The 25171-nt window shown below is 70.1% G+C and carries 19 protein-coding genes; 9 read left to right on the top strand and 10 right to left on the bottom strand.

All coding sequences use genetic code 11. The annotated features are described in order from the left end of the window. The first annotated feature begins 118 nt into the window (after window positions 1-118). A complete protein-coding gene (locus SPR02S_RS20880) occupies window positions 119-1510 on the top strand; it encodes an amidohydrolase family protein (RefSeq protein WP_019058941.1) in 1392 nt (463 codons plus the stop codon). 98 nt (window positions 1511-1608) lie between these two features. On the opposite strand, the gene SPR02S_RS20875 is transcribed toward SPR02S_RS20880, so the two are convergent. Then, a complete protein-coding gene (locus tag SPR02S_RS20875) occupies window positions 1609-2706 on the bottom strand; it encodes a glycosyl hydrolase family 18 protein (RefSeq protein ID WP_019058940.1) in 1098 nt (365 codons plus the stop codon). 107 nt (window positions 2707-2813) lie between these two features. Further along, the gene (locus SPR02S_RS20870; protein ID WP_019058939.1) at window positions 2814-3644 is read right to left on the bottom strand and encodes a GntR family transcriptional regulator; all 831 of its coding nucleotides are present in this window, start codon (window positions 3642-3644) and stop codon (window positions 2814-2816) included. 134 nt (window positions 3645-3778) lie between these two features. Between SPR02S_RS20870 and SPR02S_RS20865 the strand changes: the two genes are divergently transcribed. The 5 genes from SPR02S_RS20865 (at window position 3779) to SPR02S_RS20845 (ending at window position 9346) form a co-directional block, all read left to right on the top strand. After that, the gene (locus tag SPR02S_RS20865) at window positions 3779-5125 is read left to right on the top strand and encodes an ABC transporter substrate-binding protein (RefSeq protein WP_019058938.1); all 1347 of its coding nucleotides are present in this window, start codon (window positions 3779-3781) and stop codon (window positions 5123-5125) included. A 5-nt stretch (window positions 5126-5130) separates the two neighbouring features. Further along, window positions 5131-6093, top strand: a complete 963-nt coding sequence (locus SPR02S_RS20860) for a carbohydrate ABC transporter permease (RefSeq protein ID WP_019058937.1) — start codon at window positions 5131-5133, stop codon at window positions 6091-6093. 111 nt (window positions 6094-6204) lie between these two features. Continuing rightward, window positions 6205-7107, top strand: a complete 903-nt coding sequence (locus tag SPR02S_RS20855) for a carbohydrate ABC transporter permease (RefSeq protein WP_019058936.1) — start codon at window positions 6205-6207, stop codon at window positions 7105-7107. Then, window positions 7104-8351, top strand: coding sequence for a 6-phospho-beta-glucosidase (locus SPR02S_RS20850; RefSeq protein WP_019058935.1), 1248 nt, complete (start codon window positions 7104-7106; stop codon window positions 8349-8351). The genes SPR02S_RS20855 and SPR02S_RS20850 overlap by 4 nt, the downstream gene beginning before the upstream one ends. Next, entirely contained in the window at window positions 8351-9346 is a 996-nt protein-coding gene (locus SPR02S_RS20845; RefSeq protein WP_043258401.1) for an N-acetylglucosamine kinase, read from the top strand. Before SPR02S_RS20850 ends, SPR02S_RS20845 begins: the two co-directional genes overlap by 1 nt. A gap of 24 nt (window positions 9347-9370) precedes the next feature. On the opposite strand, the gene SPR02S_RS20840 is transcribed toward SPR02S_RS20845, so the two are convergent. Continuing rightward, window positions 9371-10003: a response regulator gene (locus SPR02S_RS20840; RefSeq protein WP_019058933.1), complete on the bottom strand. Its 633-nt coding sequence runs from the start codon at window positions 10001-10003 to the stop codon at window positions 9371-9373. Beyond that, window positions 10003-11274, bottom strand: coding sequence for a sensor histidine kinase (locus SPR02S_RS20835; protein ID WP_019058932.1), 1272 nt, complete (start codon window positions 11272-11274; stop codon window positions 10003-10005). Before SPR02S_RS20835 ends, SPR02S_RS20840 begins: the two co-directional genes overlap by 1 nt. Before the next feature lie 199 nt (window positions 11275-11473). Between SPR02S_RS20835 and SPR02S_RS20830 the strand changes: the two genes are divergently transcribed. Beyond that, window positions 11474-12211: an ABC transporter ATP-binding protein gene (locus SPR02S_RS20830; protein ID WP_026150733.1), complete on the top strand. Its 738-nt coding sequence runs from the start codon at window positions 11474-11476 to the stop codon at window positions 12209-12211. After that, window positions 12205-14679: an FtsX-like permease family protein gene (locus tag SPR02S_RS20825; RefSeq protein WP_019058930.1), complete on the top strand. Its 2475-nt coding sequence runs from the start codon at window positions 12205-12207 to the stop codon at window positions 14677-14679. Before SPR02S_RS20830 ends, SPR02S_RS20825 begins: the two co-directional genes overlap by 7 nt. Before the next feature lie 75 nt (window positions 14680-14754). On the opposite strand, the gene SPR02S_RS20820 is transcribed toward SPR02S_RS20825, so the two are convergent. Beyond that, the gene (locus SPR02S_RS20820; protein ID WP_019058929.1) at window positions 14755-15555 is read right to left on the bottom strand and encodes an Atu4866 domain-containing protein; all 801 of its coding nucleotides are present in this window, start codon (window positions 15553-15555) and stop codon (window positions 14755-14757) included. A gap of 110 nt (window positions 15556-15665) precedes the next feature. Beyond that, window positions 15666-17546 (bottom strand): glycoside hydrolase family 76 protein, encoded by a 1881-nt coding sequence (locus tag SPR02S_RS20815; RefSeq protein ID WP_019058928.1) that lies wholly within the window; start codon window positions 17544-17546, stop codon window positions 15666-15668. Window positions 17547-17885: 339 nt separating this feature from the next. Here SPR02S_RS20815 and SPR02S_RS20810 point away from each other — a divergent pair, with 339 nt between their 5' ends. After that, the gene (locus SPR02S_RS20810; protein ID WP_245607590.1) at window positions 17886-20789 is read left to right on the top strand and encodes an alpha-L-rhamnosidase-related protein; all 2904 of its coding nucleotides are present in this window, start codon (window positions 17886-17888) and stop codon (window positions 20787-20789) included. Between the two features lie 55 nt (window positions 20790-20844). Here SPR02S_RS20810 and SPR02S_RS20805 read toward each other — a convergent pair whose 3' ends face one another. The 4 genes from SPR02S_RS20805 to SPR02S_RS20790 form a co-directional block, all read right to left on the bottom strand. Continuing rightward, window positions 20845-21180 (bottom strand): hypothetical protein, encoded by a 336-nt coding sequence (locus SPR02S_RS20805; protein ID WP_019058926.1) that lies wholly within the window; start codon window positions 21178-21180, stop codon window positions 20845-20847. Window positions 21181-21244: 64 nt separating this feature from the next. Then, window positions 21245-23173: a glycoside hydrolase family 9 protein gene (locus tag SPR02S_RS20800; protein WP_019058925.1), complete on the bottom strand. Its 1929-nt coding sequence runs from the start codon at window positions 23171-23173 to the stop codon at window positions 21245-21247. Further along, window positions 23170-24468 carry a sensor histidine kinase gene (locus SPR02S_RS20795; protein WP_245607589.1) on the bottom strand — a complete coding sequence of 433 codons (1299 nt, stop codon included), beginning with the start codon at window positions 24466-24468 and terminating at the stop codon, window positions 23170-23172. Before SPR02S_RS20795 ends, SPR02S_RS20800 begins: the two co-directional genes overlap by 4 nt. After that, on the bottom strand, window positions 24465-25130 hold the full coding sequence (locus SPR02S_RS20790; RefSeq protein ID WP_019058923.1) for a winged helix-turn-helix domain-containing protein: 666 nt from the start codon (window positions 25128-25130) through the stop codon (window positions 24465-24467). The genes SPR02S_RS20795 and SPR02S_RS20790 overlap by 4 nt, the downstream gene beginning before the upstream one ends. Between the last annotated feature and the right edge of the window lie 41 nt (window positions 25131-25171).

Genomic DNA, 25171 nt, shown 5'->3' with positions numbered 1-25171 from the left:
ACCTAGGGAAACGGCGGCCTGGTTGCCGTACGGACGCGGATCGAATCTTGGACCGCACGCCACCTGACCTCACCTGACTTCACCCGACGTCGCCGACGTCATCCGAAAAGGGGCTCTCATGAACGCCGACGACACCGCCAGCGCAGGCCTTCTCGACCAACTCCGCCGCCAGTCCGCCGATCCGCGTCGCCGCATCCTGTTCACCGGCGCGACCATCGTCACCATGGACCCCGAACTGGGCACCCTGCGGGGCGACTTGCTCGTCGAGGGCAACACCATCGCCGCGATCGGGCCGGACCTCCAGGCGGAGGGCGCGGTGGTCGTCGACGCCTCCGGCACGATCCTCGCGCCCGGCCTCGTCGACACCCACCGGCACGCCTGGGAAGCCCAGTTGCGGCGGATCATGCCCGACGTCGACGACCTCGGCGGCTATGTGATGGCCACGCTCGCGGGTTACGCCACCGTCTACCGGCCCGAGGACATGTACATCGGCACCAGGCTCGCGGCGCTCACCGCGCTCGACAGCGGCATCACCACCATGCTCGACTTCTCGCACAACTCCCGTACCCGCGAGCACTCGGACGCGGCGATCGAAGCCCTCCGCGACACCGGCATCCGTGGCGTCCACGCTTCCATGGGCCCGCACTTCGGGGACTGGGACCGCCAGTGGCCGGCCGACCTGAACCGTCTCAAGGACCAGTACTTCAGCAGCGAGGACCAGCTCCTCACCCTGCGCCTGGCGACCCTCGCCACCGACGAGATCGCCGGACCCGCGCTCGCCTACGGCCCCGAACTCGCCCGTACGGCGGCTGACTTGGGCATCGGTGTCAGCGTCGACGCGGTCTTCGGTGCCTCCGGGTCGCAGGCCGTACTGTCCTGGGCCGAGCAGGGCATCCTCGGCCCCGACGTCACCCTGATCCACTCCACGGGGCTGAGCACCGAGGCGTGGAAGGTGATGGGGGAGTCCGGTACGACGGTCGCCCTCGCGCCCACCTCGGACGCGCAGATCGGCCTGGAGACGGCGATCCCCGCGGTGGACGAGGCCCTTGCTGCCGGCATCCGCCCCGGACTGAGCATCGACGTCGAAGTCGCCCTCGCCAGCGACCTGTTCACCCAGATGCGGGCCCTGCTCGCGATCCAGCGGATGCGCGCGGTCAACGCCGCGTACGGCACAGGCGGCGAGCCCTCCCGCATCACCGCGCACGACGTCCTCGACTTCGCCACCCTCCAGGGCGCCCGGACCAACGGCCTCGGCGACGTCACCGGGTCCCTGACCGTCGGCAAGAAGGCGGACCTGTTGGTCGTACAGGCCGAGGACCTCAACAACATGCCCCTCAACGACCCGATCGGCACACTGGTGTTGGGCTCCGACGCCCGCAACATCACCGCCGTGTTCGTCGACGGGCAGCCCCGTAAGTGGGACGGTCAGGTGCTCGACGTGAACCTTCCCGAACTGCGTGCCGAGGTTGCCGCGTCTCGCGACCACGTGCTCAACACGCCCGCAAAGTAAGGGGTGTTGAAAGGTAGGCGGAGTTGATGCGGCGGGCGCCCGAACCTGAGGGCGCCCGCCGCATCAGTGCCGTAGGCGGATCGGATGGGTCAGTTGGATCAGTTGGAGAACCAGGGGTTCCCGCCGCCCAGCGACCACACCGAGACCTTGGTGACGCCAAGTCCCTTGAGGACGGCGAGCTTGCGGTCCATGGCGACGCTGTCGACGTAGTCGTAGAGGACGCCGCCGGAGACCCAGCGGATCTCGCCGGAGGAGGCGTCGCGACGGCTCTCTATGGTTGCCGGGTTGCTGGAGAAGCCGGGGCTCTTCTTCATGTCGCTGAACTGGATGTTGCCCGTAACGGAGTTGAGGTCGCACGGGTCGGGCGCGCTGTAGCCGTAGGAGGGCACGCCGATGATCAGGCGGCTGGGGTCGGGGATCTTGCTCTGCGCGTACTGGGTGACCTTCTTCAGCCAGTCGTAGGGGCTGATGGGCAGGCAGCGGGCGCCGGACGCGGTGTCGAACTCCTCGTCGTAGGCCATGATCACCACGTCGTCGGCGCCGGTGGCGGCCACGGCCGCGTAGTCGTAGAACGAGGCGTCCTCGGTCATCGCCGGTGCGTCGACCTGGAGGCGCTTGCCCTTGGCGTGCAGGGCGGTGGCCAACTGTTTGAGGAACGTCTTGTAGTTGGTGAAGTCGGCGGTGCTCCAGGACCAGTAGTCCTCCAGGTCGACGTCGACGCCGCTGAGCCCGGCGTCGCTGACGAGGGAGGTGACCTTGGTGACGGCCGCCGTACGGGTGCTGCTGGTGCTGACCAGGGCGTGCACGTCGGCGGTGGTCATGCCGGAGAGCGTCGGGTACTGGTACGCCGAGTGGGCCTTGAGGTCGGCGACGTTGGCCGCGCTGTAGGTGTTGCAGCTGCCGTCGGCGGTGGTCTCCAGTTTCACCGAGCCGTCTCTCTGGACCGACCAGTACTCGGGGTTGAGGGCGCCGTTCTTCACCCTGTTGTCGGCGTACTCGCTCTTGGCGGTACAGGTGGAGTCGCCGGTCGACCCGGGGTAGAGCCAGGTCTGGAGCTGGACGCCCGAGGTCGCGGAGGCGGCGGTGGTGGCGGAGCCGGAGGCGGTGGTGTCGGCCGGTACCGAGGCCGTACAGGCGAGCAGCGTGGTGACCGTGCAGGCCACGATGCCGGTCACGGTGAGTGCGTGACGGAACATGAGCGGTCCTTTCTGGTGGGGAGGAGCGTCTCTTTCGGGTGGAGAGGGCGTGCGGGATCGCCGCGTCGGCCGGACGACCGGCGCGGTGAACTGGTGGGTGGGGGTGGCTAGTTGCTCCAGTAGGGGTCGAAGACCAGGGTGTCGGCGCCGGGGACGGTGGTGGCCGCCGACCAGGAGCCGTCGACGACGCGTCCGCCGTCGGGCTGTGCCGCCAGTGACAGCCTGGTGAAGATGCGGTAGCGGTCGCCTCGGTAGACGGAGCGGGTGAACTCGACGACCCGGCCCGCCGCGTCCCTGGCCGCCCGTTCGAAGAGCAGGGCGGGGGTGTGCACGGAGACGCCGAGGAGTTCGGCCTCCCACTCGTCGACCACGGTCGGCTCGATGCTCTGCGCGGCGTCGGTCAGCAGGATCTCGTAGCGCCGGCCCAGCAGTCGGTAGAAGGAGTCGGTCTCCAGGTCGCGGGCGGTCAGCCCGGGGACCAGCGTGTGCGGCACATGCAGGATCTCCACACACATCGGGTCGCCGTCCACCGTGCGCAGCCGGATGATCCGCAGGATCTCCTCGCTGGGCGCGATGCCCAGCCTGCGGCCGATCCGGGGGCCCGCGGCGACGGTCTTGAAGTCCAGGGTGCGGCTGGCCCAGGTGCCGTCCACGCCGCCGACGCCCAGGCCCGGTGCCTGCCCGGGGGCGGCGCCGCTGAGGTGCTGGGCGACCTTGGCGCGGGCGACGAAGACGCCGCGCCCGTGCTCCCGCACCAGCAGACCGTCACGGACGAAGTCGTCGACCACCGCGCGCAGGGTGGGGCGGGAGACCCCGAGTTCCTCGCACAGTTGCCGCTCGCCCGGGAGGGGGCGGCCGGGTCCGGTCTCCTCGACCAGATCGAGGAGGTGGGTGCGGATGCGTTCCCGCTTCTCCCAACGGCTCTCACCGCTGACCATTCCTACCAACTTTCCATACCGGTGGTCATTTTTCGTGCGGTTTACTTCCGAAATGCTTGCTTGACAGTACCCAAATGGTGCCCCAACATGTGCCCACTGGTCAATAAGTGGTAAGCAAATTCGCCGGAGGTTCCATGTCCGATTCCCGTACCGCCCGCCGTACCGTCGCCGCGTCGCTGTTCGCGGTCACGGCGCTGCTGGCCGCAGCATGCACCACCGGCGGCGCCGCGTCGAAGGCGGACACCGGCGCCGACGACACCACCCCGGTCACCATCACCTTCTGGCACGGTCTCAGCTCCCCGCACGAGATCGCCTCGGTCGACGCGGTGCTGGCCAAGTTCCACAAGAAATACCCGTACATCACCGTCAAGGCCGTCGCCGCCCAGACCGACGACAAGGTCAACCAGGCCATCCGCGGCGGCACCGCCCCCGACGTGGCGTCCTCGTTCAACGCCGCGAACGTCGGCGGCTGGTGTTCCAGCGGGGCTTTCCAGGACCTCACCCCGGACATCAAGGCCGACCACGTGGACCTGAGCCAGATCCCGAAGGCCGTCCAGTCGTACACCGCCTTCGACGGCAAGCGCTGCACGATGCCGTGGCTCGCCGACACCTTCGGCCTGTACTACAACAAGAAGCTGTTCGCGAAGGCCGGGATAACGTCCCCGCCCAAGACCATGTCCGAACTCGCCGCGGACGCGAAGAAGTTGACCACCTTCAACGCGGACGGTTCGATCAAGACCGCCGGGTTCATGCCCTACCTGGGCGCCTACGAGATGCTCACCGAGCATCTCGTCCCCAGCTGGGGCGGCAAGTGGCTCACCTCCGACGGCCAGTCCAACGTCGGCGGCGACCCCGCCTTCGCCCAGGCACTGACCTGGCAGAAGAACCTCGTCGACTGGTTCGGCGCGAAGAAGCTGGTCACCTTCAAGGCGGGCATGGGCGACGAGTTCTCCGCCCAGAACGCCTTCGAGACCGGCAAGTTGGCCATGATGGTCGACGGCGAGTGGCGCAACGCGTTCATCAAGAACGACAAGGCGGACATCGAGTACGGCACCGCAGCGGTGCCCGCCGCCGACGGCAAGTCCCAGCTCTACGGCGCCGGTTACGTCGGCGGCAACGTGATCGGCATGCCGCGCGGCGCCAAACACCCGGGCGCTGCCTGGAAGTTGATCAAATTCCTCACCACCGACACCGGCGCGCTGACCACGCTCGCCGACGCGATCGGCAACGTCCCCACCACCACGGCCGCGCTCGACTCACCCTCGCTCGGCCTCTCCAAGGACCCCAACTTCGCGCCGTTCCTGGAGGTCTACAAGAACCCGCTGACCACCACCACTCCGGCCAGCGGCGACGGCGGCGCCTATCTCACCAACTTCGGTCACTTCGTGGAGAAGTGGCAGAGCGGCGGCGTACCCGACCTGACGGCCGGTCTGACCGCCGTCGACAAGCAGAACAACGCCGCGCTCAAGCTGGGGCAGTGAGCAGCATGGCCACCCACCAGATCGTGCAACTCCCGCTCGTCACAGCCCCGTTGAAAGCACGGATGCGCCGCAACCGGCTGCGCGTCCTGCTCTTCCTCGCGCCCGGCCTGGTCGGCTTCACCGTCTTCCTCATCTACCCGCTGGTGATGACGGTCTGGCTGTCCTTCACCAACTCGAACATGATCTCCCAGGCCCAGTTCGTGGGGCTGCGCAACTACCGCTACCTGCTCGACGGTGACCCGCTGATCTGGCACGCGGTCCGCAACACCGCCTGGCTGGTGGTGATCATGGTCCCGGCGCAGGTGCTCTTCGCCCTCGGCGTGGCCATGGTCACCGCCCGGCTCAAGGCGGGGGCGAGCCTGTTCCGCACCCTGTTCTATCTGCCCGCACTGGCCCCGCCGGTCGCCGCGACCGTCGCCTTTGTCTGCATGTTCAACCCCAACTCCGGCCCGGTGAACCGGATTCTGGGCCTGCTGGGCATCCATGGCCCGCTCTGGTTCAACTCGCCGGACTGGTCCAAACCGGCCCTCACCCTGCTGGCCCTGTGGGGCAGCGGCACCATGATGGTCATCTTCCTGGCGGCACTCCTCGAAGTCCCCGCCGAACTGTACGAGGCCGCCGAACTGGACGGCGCCGGCCCCTGGCACCGCTTCCGCTACGTCACGCTGCCGACGATCTCCCCGGTCGTACTGTTCGCGACCGTCACCGGGGTCATCGCCGGACTCCAGTACTTCACCCAGGCGATGGTCGCCTCCCAGGTCGCCAACGGCAACATCCAGCCCGCGCCCGGCTACCCGGACGGCTCCACCCTCACCTTCCCCCAACAGCTCTACATCGCCGGCTTCAACCAGTTCCACGCGGGCTACGCCTGCGCCCTCGCCGTAGTGCTCTTCGTGGTGGCGATGGCCTTCACCGTCGTCCTGCTCCGCCGCGCCTCCGGCTTCGACATCGAGGAGTCACCGCGATGACGTACGACGCCGAGATCCTCCGCATCAAGGAGCCGCCACGATGACGCACCGCTTCGCCCATCGGGAAGTCGCCGCGGCCGCACGGGACTTGGCCACCGAGGAGCCGCCACGATGACGACGACCTACGCCCCGGCACCCGCCCGGCAGACCCGCGCCGCCTCGCCCCACCGCGCCGCGCGCGGCCGGGCCGGCCGCCGCAGGACCCTGATCTGGATCGCCGAACACGCCATCGCCGTCGGCCTGGCCTGCGCCTTCATCGGCCCGATCGTGTTCATCTTCCTGACCTCGGTCATGACCGACGGCCAGTCCCTCACCACCAGCCTGTGGCCCCACCACTGGCAGTGGTCCAACTACCGCACGGTCTTCTCCACCGCCCCGGTCGGCACCTGGCTCCTGAACACGGTGATCTACGCCGTCGCCGCGACCGCCACCACCCTGCTGTCCAGCGTCCCGATCGCGTACGCGCTGGCCCGGTTCCGCTTCAAGGGCCGCAACACGGCGTTCCTCTGCGTCATCACCATGATGATGCTGCCGCCCCAAGTCCTCGTCATCCCCATGTACTTGATGTGGGCCCGGCTCCATCTCACCGGCACCATCTGGCCGTTGGTGCTCCCGTCCCTCTTCGGGGACGCCTTCTCGGTGTTCCTGCTGCGCCAGTTCCTGCTCACCGTCCCCGAGGACTACCTCAACGCGGCCCGCATCGACGGCTGCGGCGAACTCCGCGTCCTCACCCGGGTGGTGCTGCCGATGATGCGCCCGGCGCTCGTCGCGGTCGGCCTCTTCGCCTTCTTCAACGCCTGGAACGACTACTACGGCCCGCTCATCTACACCGGCGAGACGCCCGCCCACTGGACCCTGGCCCTGGGTCTGGCGACGTTCAAGACCTCCCACGCGGTGCAGTGGAACCTCACCATGGCGGCAACTCTCATCGCGATGGCGCCGGTGATCATCGTCTTCTTCTTCGCGCAAAAGGCCTTCATCGAGGGCGTCACACTGACAGGAGTCAAAGGTTGAAGATCACCGTTGTCGGCGGCGGATCCACGTACACCCCCGAACTCATCGACGGATTCGCCCGGTTGGGCCTCCCCGTCACCGAGATCGCCCTGGTCGACCCCGACCCGGACCGGCTCGATGTCATCGCCCCGTTCGCGCGCCGCATCCTGGCCCGCCAGGGCAGCTCCGCGAAAATCACCACCACCGCCGACCCGGACGCCGGCATCGACGGCACCGACGCCGTCCTCTTCCAGCTCCGCATCGGCGGCCAGGCCGCCCGGCACGTCGACGAGACCTTCCCGCACGAGTGCGGCTGCATCGGCCAAGAGACCACCGGTGCCGGGGGGTTGGCCAAGGCGCTGCGCACCGTCCCGGTCGTCCTCGACCTCGCCGAACGAGTCGCCAAGCGCGCCCCGAACGCCTGGATCGTCGACTTCACCAACCCCGTCGGCATCGTCACCCGCGCCCTACTGGACGCCGGACACAAGGCAGTTGGGCTCTGCAACGTCGCCATCGGCTTCCAACGCACCTTCGCCGACTGGCTCGGCGTCGACCACGAGCGCGTCGCCCTCGACCACGTCGGCCTCAACCACCTCACCTGGGAACGGGCGGTACGGCTCGACGGCGTGGACGTCCTCCCGCGCATCTTCGACGAACACGGCCAGGCCCTCGCGGACCGGCTGCGCATGCCCCTGGACGTGGTCCGCAGGCTGGGCGTCGTCCCCTCCTACTACCTGCGCTACTACTACGCCCACGACGAGGTCCTCCGCGAGCAATTGAGCGAACCCTCCCGCGCCCAGCAAGTGGCGGAAATGGAGGGCGACTTGCTCAAGATGTACGCCGACCCGGCCCTGACGGAGAAGCCCGCCCTGCTGGACAAGCGCGGTGGCGCGTACTACTCCGAGGCAGCCGTCCAGCTGGTGCACGCCCTTACCGCCGACACCGGCGACATCCGCGTGGCCAACGTCCGCAACAACGGCACCCTGCCCTTCCTCCCCGACGACGCCGTCATCGAGGTCCCGTCCCGCATCGACGCCCAGGGCGCAACTCCCTTGCCCGTCACGGCCGTAGAACCACTCTTCGCCGGACTCATCGCCCATGTGACGGCCTACGAGGAACTCGCCCTGGAAGCAGCCCTGCACGGCGGTGTCGACCGGGTCGCGACGGCGCTGCTGGCGCATCCGCTCGTCGGACAGGTCAAGGTCGCCGAGGAGTTGGCGGCGAAGCTCGTCGCCGCCAACCGCGCACACCTGTGGTGGGCCTGATGACCACAGGTCTGCTCCTGGCCGTCGACGGCGGCAACTCCAAGACGGACGTTGCCGTGTTGAGGACCGACGGCACGATCCTGGGCCGCGCGAGGGGTGGCGGTTTCCGCCCACAGGCGGTCGGCGTCGACGCGGCGATGGACGTACTGGCCGCGTTGCGCGCCGAGGCGATGGCGTCGGCGGGGGTGGCGGACGACGTCGAGGTGGACGGCATCACGGCCTTCCTCGCCGGGGCCGATCTGCCGTACGAGATCAAGGCGTTGCGCGAGGCCGTCGGCGCCCGCCGCTGGGCGGTCACCCAGCGCGTCGACAACGACTCCTACGCCGTCCTGCGCGCCGGCGCCAGCCGCCCCTGGGGCGTCGGCGTGGTCTGCGGCACCGGCATCAACTGCGTCGGCGTCGCCCCCGACGGCCGCACCACCGGCTTCGCCGCGCTCGGTCGGATCTCCGGGGACTGGGGCGGCGGCATCGACGTAGGCACGTCGGCACTGTGGCACGCGGCACGGGCGGAGGACGGCAGAGGACCGCGAACAGCCTTGCGTGCAGCGGTGATTGACCACTTCGCCTTCCCCGCGGTCGCCGACGTGACCGCCGCCCTGCACAAGGGCGACCTCCCCGCCATCCGTCTCAGCGAACTCTGCCCTGCTGTGTTCGCCGCGCGCGACGAGGGCGACGAGATCGCGACCGAACTGATCGAACGCCTCGCGGCGGAGATCGCGAGAATGGCGGTCACGGTCCTGTGTCGCCTCCAACTCGCCACCTCCCCGGACCCTGAAGTCGTCCTGGGCGGAAGCGTGTTGGCGGCCGGGCACAAGGACCTGCTGGACGACGTCGAACGTAGGCTCACCGAGGCAGTGCCGGGAGTTCGGGCGGTGGTGTGCGCGGATCCGCCGTTGCTCGGCGCTGCCTTGGCGGCCTTGGACCTGCATCCGCAAGCGGACTCCGAGGCGGAGGATCGGTTGCGCGCCGGGTTCCGGGGGAACGGCCGTTCGTGAGCCGGTACTTGTGCGTTCGCTCGGTCAGGCCCGCAGGTAGGTGAGGACGGCCAGGACCCTGCGGTGGGTGCCGGCCGTCGGGGGCAGGTCCAGCTTGGTGAGGATGTTGCCGATGTGCTTGCCGATGGCGGCCTCGGAGACCACCAGCTCCGCGGCGATCGCGCTGTTGGACCTGCCCTCGGCGATCAGGGCCAGCACCTCGCGCTCGCGCGGGGTGAGTTGCTCCAGCGGATCGCGGCGGCGGCGCAGCAACTGGCGTACCACCTCGGGGTCGACCACCGTGCCGCCGTCCGCCACCTGGTGCAACGCCTCGATGAACTCCTCGACCTGGCCGACCCGGTCCTTGAGCAGATAGCCGACGCCCGACCCGTCGCCGGAGTCCAACAGCTCGGCGGCGTACGTCCGTTGCACGTACTGACTGAGGACCAGGACCGGGAGTACGGGGCGCTTCTCGCGCAGCCGCACTGCCGCGTGCAGGCCCTCGTCCTGGAAACCGGGCGGCATACGGACGTCCGTCACCACGATGTCGGGGGCGTGCTCCTCGACTGCGGCGATCAGCGCCCGCGCGTCCCCGACGGCCGACACCACCTCGTGGCCGTAGCGGCCGAGGAGGCCGACGATTCCCTCCCGCAGCAGCACGCTGTCCTCGGCCAGCACTACGCGGAGCGGTCCGCCGCCTCGGTCAACTCGCAAGGGAACTCCACGTGCAACAGCGTCGGTCCACCCGGCGGACTGGTCAGGGCAAGTCTGCCATCCAGGACCGACACCCGGTCCGCGAGACCGGTGAGGCCGCTGCCCGCCGAGGCGTCCGCGCCGCCGCGGCCGTCGTCGCGCACGTCGAGGAACAGACGTCCGTCGCGATGACCGCCGCTCACCCGCGCACGGGTGGCCCCACTGTGTTTCGCGACGTTGGCCAGCGCCTCGCAGACCACGAAGTACGCGGCGGACTCGACCGCCCGCGCCGGTCGGCCCGGCAGTTCGAGATCGACGTCGACGGGGACCGCACAGCGGTCGGCGGCGTCGTCGACCGCGGCTTGGAGGCCGTAGTCCGTGAGGATCCGGGGGTGGATGCCGTGGATGAGCTCGCGCAGCTCCGCGAGTGCCTTGCCCGCTTCCTCGTGGGCCGCGGTCAGCCGGTCGGCGAGCGGGCCGGGCGGAGCGTCGAGACGGGCCAGCCCGACGGCCATCGTCAGGGCCACCAGGCGCTGTTGGGCGCCGTCGTGGAGATCGCGTTCGATACGGCGCCGTTCGGCCTCGAAGGCATCGACCAACCGGACGCGGGAGCGGGCCAGTTCGACCACCCTGGCGCCCAACTCGCCCTCGGGGGAGGCGATCAGCAGCCGGGCCAGCGCGGCGCGGGCGCCCGCCGTGACGCCCAGCGCGTAGGCGCACACGCCCAGCAGGAGCAGGCCCAGTACGGCGACACCGAAAGCGGTCGGCCAGGTGGTGACCGTCCACTGCTTGAGCACCTTCGCCTCATGGCCGTCGCCGACCGTGGCCAGCAGCAGCGGGGTGGCGACCAGGGACAGCGGGACGAGCAGGGCGACCGTGACCGCCAGCGCGTCGACCGGCCACAGCAGTCCGGCGAACAGCAGCGCGTACCCGAGCTCCCGCCAGGTCGCCTGTTCCCGCAGCCGGGTGGTCAGCCAGGCCCACAGCCCCGGCGCGGTCGGTACCCGGTGCCGGCCGGACACCGGGTCGCGGTCGATCAGACGCAGTCTGGACCGTTCCACCACGGCCACCGGGATCCCGCCGAGGGCGACCAGCACGAGCAGGGGCAACCCCACCAGGACGACGGCGAGCGCACCGCCCACCGCTGCCGCCGTCACGATCCCCACCAGGGCGGCGGCGCCGGTCACCGCGCCGGTGAGGAGATACGCGGCGGACCGCCAGGGCCAGGCCGACAGCAGGAATCCCGGCCGGGACATGGCCTGCCACACATTCCGAGGGTGCATGTGCATGACCGTAAGCGGCCCGGTTGGCCGGGTGCCATCGGTCCAGGGTCCGTATCGGGGGTAGGCCTGGCCCTACCTCAGGTCTCGTCCGGGCCGTAGTGCGTCACGTGGGGCTTGTGCGGTTTCGTTACGGCACCGACGAACCGAGGAGCAGGTACTGGTGGGGGAACACATGAGCAGTGGAACGGTCCAATTGCGTGCGGTGACAAGACGGTTCAGCCTGGGTGCCACGTCCGTCACCGCCCTGGACCGGGTGTCGCTCACCTTCCCGAGGGCGACGTTCACCGCCGTGATGGGGCCGTCCGGCTCCGGCAAGTCGACCCTGCTGCAGTGCGCCGCGGGGTTGGACCGGTCCACGTCGGGTTCGGTCACCCTCGGCGGGACCGAGCTGACCGACCTGAGCGAGACCGAACTGACCTTGTTGCGCCGCGAACGCATCGGCTTCGTGTTCCAGGCGTTCAACCTGCTGCCCTCGCTCACCGCCGAACAGAACGTGGCCCTGCCGCTGCGGCTGGCCGGCCGCCGCCCCTCGAATGCCCGGGTCCGCGAGGTGCTGGAGCAGGTCGGACTCGGCGACCGGGCACGGCACCGGCCGACGGAGCTGTCCGGCGGCCAGCAGCAGCGCGTCGCCCTGGCCCGCGCCCTGATCACCCGCCCCGAAGTGCTCTTCGGTGACGAACCGACCGGTGCGCTCGACTCGCGGACGAGCCGTGAGGTGCTCGACCTGCTGCGGGCCATGGTGGACCGCGAGGGCCGGACGGTCGTCATGGTCACGCACGACCCGGTCGCCGCCTCCTATGCCGACCGTGCCGTCTTCCTCGTCGACGGCCGTGTCAACGGCGAGCTGACCGGAGCGGGCGCCGAGGACATCGCCGCGCGCATGACCAGGCTGGAGGCCGCGCCGTGCTGAGTACCGCTCTGCGCACCCTGCGCACCCGCTGGGTCACCTTCGTCGGCAGTTTCGTCGCGCTCTCCCTCGGCGTGGCACTGATCGCCGTCATGGGCCTGGCCCTGGCGTCGTCACTGGACGCACCCGACCGCAAGCCTGAGCGGTTCGCCGCGGCACCGGTCGTGGTCAAGGGCATGGACACCTTGCGGGTGCGTACCTCGACCGGCACCCGCAGCCGGCAGCTCGCGCGGCCACGCGCCGTACCCGCCGACGTGATCGCGAAGCTGAGGCACCTCGGGACCGTAGTCGTGGACCGGTCCTTCGCCGTACGGGCCCGGGGCGGCCCCGGCGATCTCGTGGGCCACCCCTGGTCCACCGCCGCCTTCGCGCCATACCGGCTGGACGCGGGACGCGCGCCGAGGGCGGCGGACGAGGTCGTCGTCAGCGGTGACCGGTTCCGTCCGGGCACCCGGCTGCGGACCGACGCCGGCACGGTCCGGGTCGTCGGCACAGCGCGGATCGTCGGTACTGCGACCGGGCTCGGCTTCGAGAACGCCGTCTTCTACACCGACGCGCGCGCCGCGCAGTTGGCACCGCACAGTGTCCAACTCGTCGTCGACGCAGGCGCGGTGGCCGTACGCACGGCGGTGCGCGGCAGCGTCGGCGTCCAGGTCCTGACCGGCGACGCACGCCGGTACGCCGACGCCGATCCCGACCGGGACAGCGAGGAACTCACCGCGATGAACGCCATGTTCGGCACGGCCGGCGGTGTCGCAGGGTTCGTGTCGGTGTTCGTGGTGGCGTCGACCTTCGCGTTCACGGTGGCCCAACGCCGCCGCGAGTTCGGGCTGTTGCGCACCGCCGGTGCGACGCCGGGGCAGATCCGCCGCACGGTCGTCTCCGAGGCCCTCCTGATCGGTGTGCTCGCCTCGGCGGCAGGCTGCGTGCTCGGTTCCCACGGCGCGCCGAAGCTCGCCGGGTGGACGGTCGACGAGGGCCTCGCGCCCCGTTGGTTCACCATCGGCGACTCCACCTGGCCCTACCAACTGGCCTTCTGGACAGGTCTGTTCGTCGCGCTGGCCGGAGTGCTGGCCGCGTCCTGGCGGGCGGGGCGCACCGGGCCCACCGAGGCGCTGCGCGACGCGTCCGTGGACACCCGGACGATGACGCCGGGCCGTCGGCTGGTCGGCTCGGCGCTGCTACTGACCGCCGCGGTGACGCTGCTCCTGGCCCTGGTGAACGATCCGAGCGGCCTGCTGCACCGCAAGACCTACGTGAGCCGTCCGATGCTGTTGATCAGCGCGGTGGCCCTCCTCGCGCCGGTGCTGGTGCGCCCGCTGACCCGGCTGATCGCCTGGCTGCCGGCCCAACTGCCCGGCGCCACGGGGATGTTGGTGCGGGAGAACGCCGCCGCCGGCATCCGGCGCACCGCCGCCGTAGCGGCGCCGGTCCTGGTCACGGTCGCGCTGGCGGGATCGCTGCTGGGCGCCACCGCCACCCTCAACGAGGCGAAGGCCACCGAGGTCCGCACACGGACCGCCGCAGATTTCGTGGTCACCGCCGCGGGCGACGCGGGCTTCGACGACGAGACACTGAGGAAGCTGCGCGCCGTGCCCGACGCCAAGGTCTCCGCGACCTCGGCGAGTGCCGTGTACGTCCTGGAGGACGGTACGGCGCTCATCCGGTCCGAGGCCCGCGCCGCCGACCCCCGCCTGCTCGCCGACACCACCGAACTGCCGCTCGTCGCCGGGAAGATGAGCGACCTGGACGACGACTCGATCATCGTCAACGAGGAGTGGAAACAGCACACCGTGGGCGAGCGGGTCGACGTGTGGCTCGGCGACGGCAGGCAGAAGTCCCTCCGGATCGCCGCGGTCATGACCATCGGCACCGGCGACAACGGCGTCTACGTCACCCCGCGCAACGCCCCCGATGCGCCCGTCGACCGGGCCGACGTACGCCTCGCGCACGGCGCCGACGCGACCGCCGTAGCCGCGGAACTGCGCGACGCGGTACGGGAGTCGGGCGCGACGGTGTTCACCACCGGGCAGTGGGTGCGGTCCACGTACCCCGAGACCGACCGGACGACCCGGACGGGCTTCCTGCTGGTCCTGGGCATCGCCCTGCTGTACACCGGCATCTCGCTGGCGAACACCATGGTGATGGCGACCTCCGACCGGGTCCGTGAACTGGCCGTGCTGCGTCTGGCCGGGGCCACCAGGTGGCAGGTGCTGCGGCTGGTGGCCGCCGAGGCGCTGACGGTTGTCGCGGTCGGCGGTGTGCTGGGAGTGTTGGTCGCCGGGCTCAACCTGGCAGGAATGTGGGGCGCGTTGGGCCTGCTCTCGGTGTGGATGCCGATCGAGATCCCCTGGGCGGCACTCGGTTGGACCGTTGCCGCCTGCGCGGTACTCGCCGTGATCTCTGCGCTCGCCCCGGCCGCCCTCGCCCTGCGCCACAGGGCGGTGGAACTGGCGGGCACACCGGAGTGACCTTCCTGAACGATCAGTACGCCCGGGGTCCGACCTGAACGACCACTACGCCCGGGGGACCGACCTCAACAAGCACTACGCCCGCCCCCCGAACCGCATCGCATACCCCGCGTGATGCAACTCCTCGCCCCGGAACTCACCGAACGCCCAGAACCCGAGGTCGTCCAGGTAGTCGATGCGGTCGCCGTCGATCCAGTAGCGGCCCTCGTAGGCATGCGGGCGGCCACCTCGCGTCTCGTCGTAGCGGCCGTCGGCGGTCAACTCCTGGTGCAGGAAGCCGTTCTGGTCGATCCAGACGCCGACGCGCGCGCTGCCGGTCAGGTCCTGGGCGGCCGGGATGCCCGCCTCGGGTGCGGTCGCGCGGCCGGGGGCGTCCGTGCCGGACCAGAGCACCGGCTTGCCGGCCGCCACCAGGGCGCGGACCTCCTCCGGCCGGGTCAGCAGCGTGGCCACCGCACCTTGCACATCCGGGGCGAACTCGTCCGGCACGACCAGCAGGTCGCCCGTGTTCCCAGGTGTCAACGACCTTACGTAATCGGCGCGTTGACCCCGTCCGCCAACGAGCGTGACGCTGTCCACCACGGCCGGGACGACGGTCATGCCCGTGCAGTCGACGACGATGGCGTTGTCGTCGCCCGCCGCCGTGATGATGCCCGGGCCGACACCCACCAGCAACGCGCCGACGAGCAGGACGTCGGCGCCGTGCAGGGTTCCGATCAGGGGATCCACGGTCAGGACCCGGGCGTTGGTGAACAGGACAGGGCGGCCCGTGTCGTTCGAGACGATCTCGCCGAGGGCCTCGCTGTTCCAGGCCACGGTGCCAGTGTCGGCTTCCGTGTCGGCTTCAGTGCCGGTGTCCGTGTGGGTGACGCTCATCGTCCGCTCCTCGGGTGGGTCTCCAGGTGGTGCTGCACGGCAAGCCTGGCCGCGCCCGAGGAGCGCAACCAGGCTGCCGTTAACCCAGGTGTCCCGCACCCACCCTGCACTCAGCTCCCGGCGGCGGCCGTGAGTGCGCCGAGCGCGCTGGCCTGCGTACGCCAGTCGGTCTGGTTGGGGCTCGTACCCGCCCAGCGTTCACCGAGGGCGTTGAGGGTGGACCGGTCCAACGCCCACAGGGTGTCGGCCTGCTTCTGGATGTAGGTCCGGTAGGTGGTGGAGCCGGTCGCCTTCGCCAGGTCGGCGAAGTTCCGCATGAAGATGCCCTTGAACTGCTTCTGGTTGTCGTCGCAGGACGCCGAGCCGACATCACAGGACTCGGTGAGCACCCCGCCGACCGTCAACCGCGAACTGCTCATCGCGGCATCCGCCAGCGTCCGCGCCGTGGTCAGCATCGAGCTGTCACCCGTCGTCTTCCACAGCTCCGTGAAGGCGCCGATGGCCAGGCCCTGGTTGTAACTCCACACGGTGGAACCGTTGTTGGCGCAGGACGAGGAGAGACCGTCGTTCACCAGACCCGAGGAGTTGATCATCCCGCTGGCCTTGTACCAGGCGGCCGACGTCTTCGCCCGCTGCAGCCAGACCGTGTCACCGGCGATGCGCTGGTGCAGCGCGGTGGTCAGCCACAGGTACTGCCCGTTCGTCACCGCGTTCTTGTAGGTCTTCTCGCGGTCCCACCACACACCGCCGCCGCAGGTACTGGTGTCCCAGTACTGCTGGACGTAATTGGCAATGGTGACAGCCTCGTTGAGATAGCGGGTATCGCCCGTGTAGTCGTACGCGTCGATCCACGCGATCGCCCACCACCCCGAGTCGTCGATCGACCGGCTGATGAAGTCGCCCTCGATCGCGTCCGAACTCCGCGTCCCGGCCGGGAAGACACCCTTGTTCTGGTCGAAGGTGCGGGCGATGATCCAGTCGTAGTCGTGCGTGCCGGTCGTCTTCGCGAAGTCGATGACGGAGGTGAGGGTCGCCGCCGAGTTCCACCAACTGCTGGGCCACCAGCCGTTGTAGGGGTCGTACGACGTCATCAGCGCGTCCGCCGCGGCACGCGCCCGGGTCGGCACGGGCCGGTACCACGCGGTGCAGCTGCCCTCGTTGTGGCTCGCCTCCCGGCCGCAGGCGCGGACCGCGCCGCCGTAGAGGAGACCGCGCGGGTCCCGGGTCGCGTACATCGCGGTACGGGTCGTGGTGGATCCGGACGGGGTGCTCGTACGGCCGAGGGAGGAGCCGTCCGGCCAGGTCGAGCCGCCGTCCCAGGAACGGTCCAACCAGATCTCGTCACCTGTGCCACCGGTGTCGATGCTCGCCCAGGCCATAGCGTTCTTCTGGTCCACGTGCAGCCGAATTGTGCGGCCGTACAAGGTGGTTGAGGGGATCGGCTGGTCGTCGCCCGCCGCCTGGCCCGCGCTCGTGCCGTCGCAGACCGCGTCGCAGACGGTCGGGTAGACCCAGTTCGTGCAGCCCACGCCGGCCGCGTCGCCGCAGGCCCGGACCAGGCCGCGCTTGTGGTTGCGCGGGTCGGTGATGTTGTACATCAGCGTCCGGGTGCCGGTCCACGTGCTCGGGATGCTCGCCTTGCCGAGCAGACCGTCCCAGGTGGCGCCGCCGTCCCAGGAACGGTCCAACCACACCGCGTCGCCGGTCGTGCCGTTGTCGATGCTGGCCCACGCCATGTCGTCCGCGTCGGACACGTGGAGTTGGACGCGCCGTCCGTTGAGAGTCTTGTCCGGTACTGGAAACGTTTCCTGCTTGGCCTGCGAAGGGTCCAGCGTGTCGCAGGCCAGGACGCACACCTGGGTGGCGGCGGACGCCGGCGTCGCGACCGGGACCAGCGCCACGAACGCGAGGGCGGCCGTCAGCAGAAAGCTGAGGAGCCGTGGTCTGACGACGCGTGGCCTGACAACGATGTCGAAATCATGTAGGGACACCGGAACTCGCCTCGATTTCACGATGTGGGGACGCCGGGTGTGAATGGATTCAGCTCTGGATCAATGGTCCATACCTATACCCGTCCTTGACGCAGTGAACCGGCTTGGCCGGGCCCTGTCAATGTCGTAAGGCGCGCTTTTTGCCCGGGAGTTGAAGGCCGACGCGATGGGTTGACACCCGCTCTCCCGGCGCCCATCATCGGTGCGAACTTCGGCGAGTCATCTCGCACACCTGCTGCCGCTTCACTCCCCGGCCCCCACGGTCGATCGTTTTGAATCGATTCACATGCCTGGTTGTCCAGTTGAGCAGCTGGTTCCCCACCGATCCGGGAGGTACTCATGCGCCGCCGACGGCCACCGCTGAACCGAAAGCCCAGACCGGGGCGCCTAGTCGGGCTCACCATGGTGGTGGCCGCCGCGCTGGCCATGACCCCCGCGCTGTCCGCCGGGGCGGCACCGGCGGCAGCCGGGGATGCGTCGGCGACCGCAACGCCCGCTCCCAAGGCGGCACTTGACGCCGCGAACTACTCGCCGACCTCGCGCACCCTCAAACCGACCGCCGTCTACCGCACCTCGGGCAGCGTCGCGAACCCGACGAACGTCCTGAACGGGCAGGCGACCCGGATCTCCGGCTCGCAGTCGGCGCTCACGCTCGACTTCGGGAAAGAGGTCGGCGGATTGGTAACGTTGTCATTCGGCAGTACCAGCTCCAGCGGCCAACGCGTCGGCCTGGCCTTCAGTGAGTCGTCCCTGTACGTGGGCAACAACAGCGACCGCAGCAGCGGCCGCGACGGCGAGGACGGCGCCCTCTACGCCATGCCCTCCGCCAACGGCACCTACACAGTGCCGACCGCTCAACTCCGGGGCGGCTTCCGCTACTTGACGGTCTTCCTAGACAGCTCGGGCTGGGTGGACCTCAACGGCGTCAGCCTCAACTTCACCGCGGCACCGGGGAAGTCCAACCCGGCCGACTACGCCAACTACTTCACCTCCAGCGACGAGTTGCTCAACCGGATCTGGTACGCCGGGGCGTACACCGTGCAGTTGAACACCATCGCCTCCAACCAGGGCCGTGCCTGGCCCCCACCCTCCTCGGCGTGGGACAACAGCGCCACCGTCGGCGTGGGCGACTCCGTCCTGGTCGACGGCGCGAAGCGCGACCGCACGGTGTGGCCCGGCGACATGGGCATTGCCGTCCCCACGCAGTACGCGTACTCGAACGACCTCACCTCGACCCGCAACGCGCTCACCACGATGTACAACGCGCAGTCGTCGGCGGGTGAAATCCCCTGGTCCGGGCCGCCGTTCAACCTCACCGGCTCGGACACTTACCACACGTGGACGCTGCTGGGGACGTCCACGTACTACACGTACACCGGCGACCGGTCGTGGCTGGACTCCGAATGGTCCAACTACAAGCGCGGGATGACCTTCATCACGAACAAGATCGACGGCAACAACCTCCTCAACGTGACCCGCACCCAGGACTGGGCCCGCGTCGGCCAGGGCGGCGAGAACATTTCCGCGAACGCGCTGCTGTACGGCGCCCTCAAGGGCGGCGCCTCCCTCGCCGCGGTCGAGGGTGACAGCGCCCTTGCAGCGAGCTGGAACAGCAAGGCCGCCGCGATCAAGTCCGCGGCCAACTCCCTGCTGTGGGACGCCTCCAAGGGCATGTACAAGGACAACCCGAGCAGCGGGCTGTATCCGCAGGACGGCAACTCCCTCGCCGTCTGGTACGGGTTGAGCGACTCCACCGCCAAGTCGAAGAGCATCATCACGGGGCTCGGCAACAACTGGGGCATCTACGGCCCGACCACCCCGGAGTGGGGCGGCAACGTCTCGCCGTTCGCCGGCGGCATGGAGCTGAACGCCCGCTTCACCGCCAACGACGACTTCACGGCCCTGGACCAGATCCGCCGCACCTGGGGCCACATGCTCGACAGCGACATCGGCACCAAGAGCACGTTCTGGGAGGGCATCCAGTCCGACGGGGGCCTGGCGTACGGCGGTTCGTTCATGAGCCTCGCGCACGGCTGGTCCACGGCGCCCACCTCCACGCTCACCTTCGACGTGCTCGGCACCGCCCCCGAGTCGGCGACCGGCGCCTACCGCTTCGTCCCGCACCCCGGCGACCTGACCAGCGCCCAGGGCCGCATCACCATGCCTCAGGGCGCCATCAACGCGTCCTGGTCCCGCAACCCGTCGGCCGGCACCTACTCGGCCACCCTCTCCAGCCCGTCCGGCAGCAGCGGCCGTATCGGCGTCCCGAAGCTCGGCGGCAACATCACGGTGACCGTGAACGGCGCCACCGTCTGGAGCAACGGAGCCTTCACGCCCACCTCCGGCATCACCGGCGGCAGCCAGGACGACACCTACGTCTACCTCACCGGCGTCGCCCCCGGCAGCTACACCGTCTCCGCCACCGGCCTCGGCAACCCGTCGCCGCCCACCGAACCCGGCACCGGAGCCCTGCGCGCGGGCTACACCCGGTGCGCGGGCGAGGGCGGCACCTGCTCCTTCAGCGGCACCCGCTCGGTGGCCTACGGCGCCGGAACGTACACGTACAAGACCGTGACCAGCAGCGCCACTTGCTCCAACGACTCCTTCGGCGGCGACCCGGCGGCCAACCTGGTCAAGTCCTGCTACGTCGCCGACGTGGGCGGCCCGCCCGGATACACCGTCTGCGCGGCCGAGAACGGCACCTGCGCCGTGCCCGGCTACAACCGCGACGTCGCCTACGGCGCCAACGGCAACTTCGTCCACCAGGTCACCAACGGCTCCGTCGCCTGCACCAACGCCCACTTCGGCGATCCCATCGACGGCGTCGCCAAGTCCTGCTACCTCCCACCCGCAGGAGCCCCGGCCGGAGGCTGGACCAAGTGCGCGGACCAGAACGGCACTTGCGCCGCGGTAGCGGGACAGCCGGTGATGTACGGCGCCTACGGAGCCTTCACCACGGCCACCGCCACCGGCGACACCGCGTGCACCGACGCCACGTTCGGCGACCCCATCTCCGGTGAGTCGAAGGCCTGTTACACCGCCACCGGCAGTCCGGTCGGCTACGCCACCAACTGCTCGGCAGAAGGCGGCACTTGTGCCTTCAGCGGACAGCAGACCGTCGCCTACGGCGCCCGGGGCCGCTTCCTCTACAAGGCCTTCAGCGGCGGCGCGAGCTGTACGACGGCGGCCTTCGGGTCCGACCCGCTGCCCAACGTGAGCAAGTCCTGCTACCTCACGTCCTGAGCGGCGCCACACCTCCGGCAGCCCCCGCCTCCCCGCGTGATCGGGGGCTGCCGGATCACACCGGGTGGGCCACCGCCTCCTTCTGCAGGTGCACGGCGGCCAGCAGGCTCAGTCGCGGTTCCGCCTGGCGCAGCGCCCGCACCGCGGCGACCGAGTCGAGGTCGCCGGTGAACCCGGTCGCCGCCAGCCGGGAGCGGACCCAACGGGCGTGCAATTGGCCTTCGTTGGCGGCGGCGGTGGACTCGACGAGAGCGATGGCGCGTTCCAGGCCGGGGCGCTCCTCGGGAGACGCCCCGGCCACTGCCTGACGCAGAGCCGCCGCGACCACGTCGGCGTCCCGGATGGTCAGCACGAAGGTGTTCTTCTTGCCCAGTCCCGTGATTCCAGTCATGGGGCTCAGCCTGACCGCCATGTCCCCCGTGCGCCAAGCGACTTGAGGAGGCTCAGAGGCTCGGCTACGCGTCCTCGTCCCGCGCCGTCAGCGCGAAGGCCAGCAGGGCCGTCGTGGTGAAGTCCAGGGAGGGCTCCACCGTCTGCCAGGCGCCCACGTCGTCCACGTACCGCGAACCCTTGCCGTCGAAATCGGTCCAGGCTCCCGACGGCGGGGCGGCGGTGCACTTCTTCATGGTCGGGAAGCCGTTCAACTCGGCCAGTTTGTCAGCGGCGTTGGGGCCGTTGACCACCGCGCCGCGCAGGATCGCGCCCTTCCCGTCGTGGCTGCCACGGAGGTTGGCCAACTGGTGTTCCGGGCAGTGCGGGTAGACCTCACCGGCACCGATCATGAAGCTGGTGCCCCAGGGGTTGGCGCCGAGTGCCCAGCCCCGCTGCCGGCCGGCGAACGCGTCGTAGCGGGTGTCCCCGGTGGCCTTGGCATAGAGGCGGGCGGTGGCCACCAGCCCGAACGTGTGCGGTACGGCGTCGAAGTCGTCGTAGACCGCACCGGCACCGAACGGATCGTGCCCGGCGTGATCGACCCCGTCCTCCAACTGTCGCCGCAGGTCCTTGTTCAGGTCCGCAGCCCCAACTCCGTTGCTGCGGGCGCCGTCCAGGGCGGTGGTCAGGTCGACGTGGGCCAGGGCGCTGACGTCGGCGACGTTGAGGGTTCCCTTGACATCGGAGTCCAGGTAGGCCTTGGCCCAGTGGGCCGCCTCACCGGTCCAGTCGGCCTCCCGGTCATCTCCCAAGTCCCTTGCAGCCAGGGCGAGTTCGGCACCGGCGAACTCCATGTCGTCCTGCCAGGAGTCCTCGGGATAGAAGGCGCTCGGGAAGGCGGTGACGAGCGGCTGGTCGGGATCGTGATCGGTGTCGGCCAGGTCGTAGACGGCGGCGGCCTTCTCCAGCCACTCCCGCGCCTCGTCCGGGTCGGAGTCGGCCGCGCGCTGTGCGGCGAGGGCGAACACCGCGGCCACCCGCCCCGCCAGACTCGGCGTGATCGGCTCGCCCGGCTTGTTCGCGCGGAACACCGGCCGGTGCTTGATCGTGTAGTCCGGGTCACCGGGCGACACATCGAGCCGGTCGTCGGCCTCCGGCAGCCGCCACACGTCGTGATCCGTCCGTACGGCGTCGTTGCCCGCGCCGATGCCGACCTGGGCGTAGAGCGTCCCGCTGTCCCCGTCCCACATCTTGTCCACCCACTCCAGCCCGTGCTCGGCCTCGGCGGACAGCGCGTCCATGTCCGGCAAGTCCCGCTCGGCGAGCAGGAGTTCGGCGGTCGAGTAGGAGGTGGTGCCGGTGAACTTGAGGAAGTCGCCCGCGTCGAACCAGCCGCCCGAGACGTCGGTCTTGACGCCGGTCGGGGTCAGGTTCTCGTCGAGCAGTTCCTCGCCCGCCTCGTCGTAGTGCGGGTCGGCGTAGACGGTCGCGTCCTCGTCGGCGAGATGGGACGGGCCGTGGGACAGGCCGTCGCCGGACACCACGTCGGCTCCGTCGCGCTGCGCCTGCAGGAAGCGGACGTTGTCCCGGACCAGCGGGGTCATCAGCTCGCTCGCGTCGGCGATCCGGAAGGCGGGGGAGCGGCCGGCTGCTGTGCCGGACAGGACGATGCGGTAGGTGCCGGGCTTGTCCAGCGCGGAGAGGTCGACGGTCCGCACGGACGGGAACTTGGCGTTCCAATGGCCGGTGACGGCACCGAGCCGCCCCGCCGTGACCACCTTGTCCTTCGCGTCGACGACCTTGAAGCGCGCTCCGGCGAGTGCCTTCGTGGGGCCCATGACGTACGCCTGTTTCGTCTCGCCGCGCACATAGCCGACCTGGTCGACCCGGACGGCCACATGGGTGGCGGAAGGGGTGGCGGCCTCGCCGTGGACATTCAGGCCGACGAGCACGGCGGCGATGCTCACGGCGGTGGTGGTGACCAGGACGACAGGGCTGCGCAATGCGTTCATGCGCCCACGGTGCCGGGACCTTCATGAGATGAAGATGAGGACGCCTGGGCCCCGTCCACGGGGAGCCGGAGTTCGGCGAGCAGGCCGCCGCCGGGAGCGTCCGTGAGGCGGGCGGTGCCGTGGTGCAGACCGGCGACCCAGCGGACGATGGCGAGGCCCGCGCCCGTACCTGGACCGGTCCTGGTGACACCACGGGCGAACACGCGCTCCCGGTCCGCGAGCGGTACGCCGTCCCCGTGGTCGCGGACCGTGACAAGACCCGGCGTGACGCTGACCTCCACCGGCGAACCGGCCGGACCGCCATGCCGCTGGGCGTTCTCCACCAGATTCCGTACCGCCTGCGCCAGCAGATCCGGATCACCGCGCACCACCACCGGCTCGGCCGTCACCGTCACGCCCTCGTGGTCCGGCAACTCCTCGACCGTGGTCTCCACCAACTGGTCAAGACGCAACGGCACCAGCTCGACCCGCTGCGCCCCCGACTCCAGCCGCGCCCTCGCGAGCAGCCCGGTGACCAGCCGACTGAGCCGGTCCACCAGCCGTAGCGCCTCGTCGCTTGGACCGTTCCACTCCACCACGAGCCGCAGCGTCGCCAGCGGCGTTCGCAGCTCGTGCGCGGCCTCGGCCAGGAACTGCTCCTGCTGACCGAGCCCGCGCAGCGCGGGCCGCATGGCCCGCCCGGACAGCAGATGTCCTACGGCCGCCGCGCAGCACACCAGGGCCGTGCAGCCGAGGGCCAGCCAGCGCACCAGGAGGTCGTGGTCGTGTTCGCTGCGCGCCAGTTCCGTGCCGACCAGCACGGCCGCCCCGATCCGGTCGCCGTCCCAGACCGGGGCCGCCGCCCACCGCAACCGCCCGCCCTTGGTGGCGGGGGCGCTGACTTGGACCGTTCCCTGCTCGTCCAGGACGCGGTGCCAGACCTCGTCCAACTGGTCCGTGTCGGGCAGCGAAGAACGCCCGGGTACGACGTTCCGTACCGTCGGTGTCTTCCCGGGTACCGCCTGGAGGACCGCCAACACCTGGGCGCCCTGGGCGAGTTCGTCCTCGCGCAGCGGCTCCAGGTGCAGTACGCCCGCGTCGAACCAGACCGCCCGCGACAGTCCCGCCGCGCGGCTGCCGACCTCGTGGTCGAGGCCGGAGCGGCGGGACGCGGAGTCGATACGGATGGCGACCACGGCGAGTACGACGAGACAGGCCGCGGTCGTCGAGGCGAAGAGGAGGGTCATCAGTCGGCGGGTGCGCCGCAGCCGGGCCACGGCGGGTGACGGGGCCGGTGCCTGAGTACGGCGCTTCACGCGTCGCCGCCCAGGCGGTAGCCGACTCCGCGCACCGTCGCGATCGGATCGGGCGGGCCGAGGCGTCTGCGCAGCTGGCCGATCAGGACGTCGACCACGTTGGACATCGGCTCGCTCGCCTCGTCCCAGCAGCTCTCGATCAGCTCGCTGCGGGTCACCACTTCGCCCGCGCGCAGCATCAGCAGTTCGAGCACCGCGAACTCCTTGGCCGAGAGGCTGAGCAGCACCCCGGCCCGGGTCACCCGGCGTCGCGGGAGGTCGAGCTCCAGGTCGCCCGCCCGCAGGACGGACGGCCGTGCGGGTTGCTCTCTACGGCACAACGCCCTTACCCGTACGACCAGTTCGGCGAAGGCGAACGGCTTCACCAGGTAGTCGTCCGCCCCGTGCTCGAAGCCCGCCACTCGGTCGCTCACCGCGTCCAGCGCCGTCAACAGCAGGAAGGGCAGCACCGAACCCGCCCGGCGATGTGCGGCGAGCAGCGTGAGGGAATCGCCGTCCGGGACCGAGCGGTCGGCCACGACACAGTCGTAGCGATTGACCGAGAGCTTGAGATCCGCCTCGGCCAGCGTCCGCGCGAGGTCCACCGCGAACCCCGCGTCCCGCAGTTGAGCAGCGACGACGGGCCCCAGCTCGGGGTCGTCCTCCAAGACCATTACGCGCATGGGCCGGAGCCTAGGCGACGGCGGGCCGCGCGCTCGGACGC

The sequence above is a fragment of the Streptomyces prunicolor NBRC 13075 genome (genome assembly GCF_000367365.1).
Taxonomy (GTDB): Bacteria; Actinomycetota; Actinomycetes; order Streptomycetales; family Streptomycetaceae; genus Streptomyces; species Streptomyces prunicolor.
The sequence above is the reverse complement of the archived record's forward strand: the minus strand, read 5'-3'. Positions and strand labels throughout refer to the sequence as shown.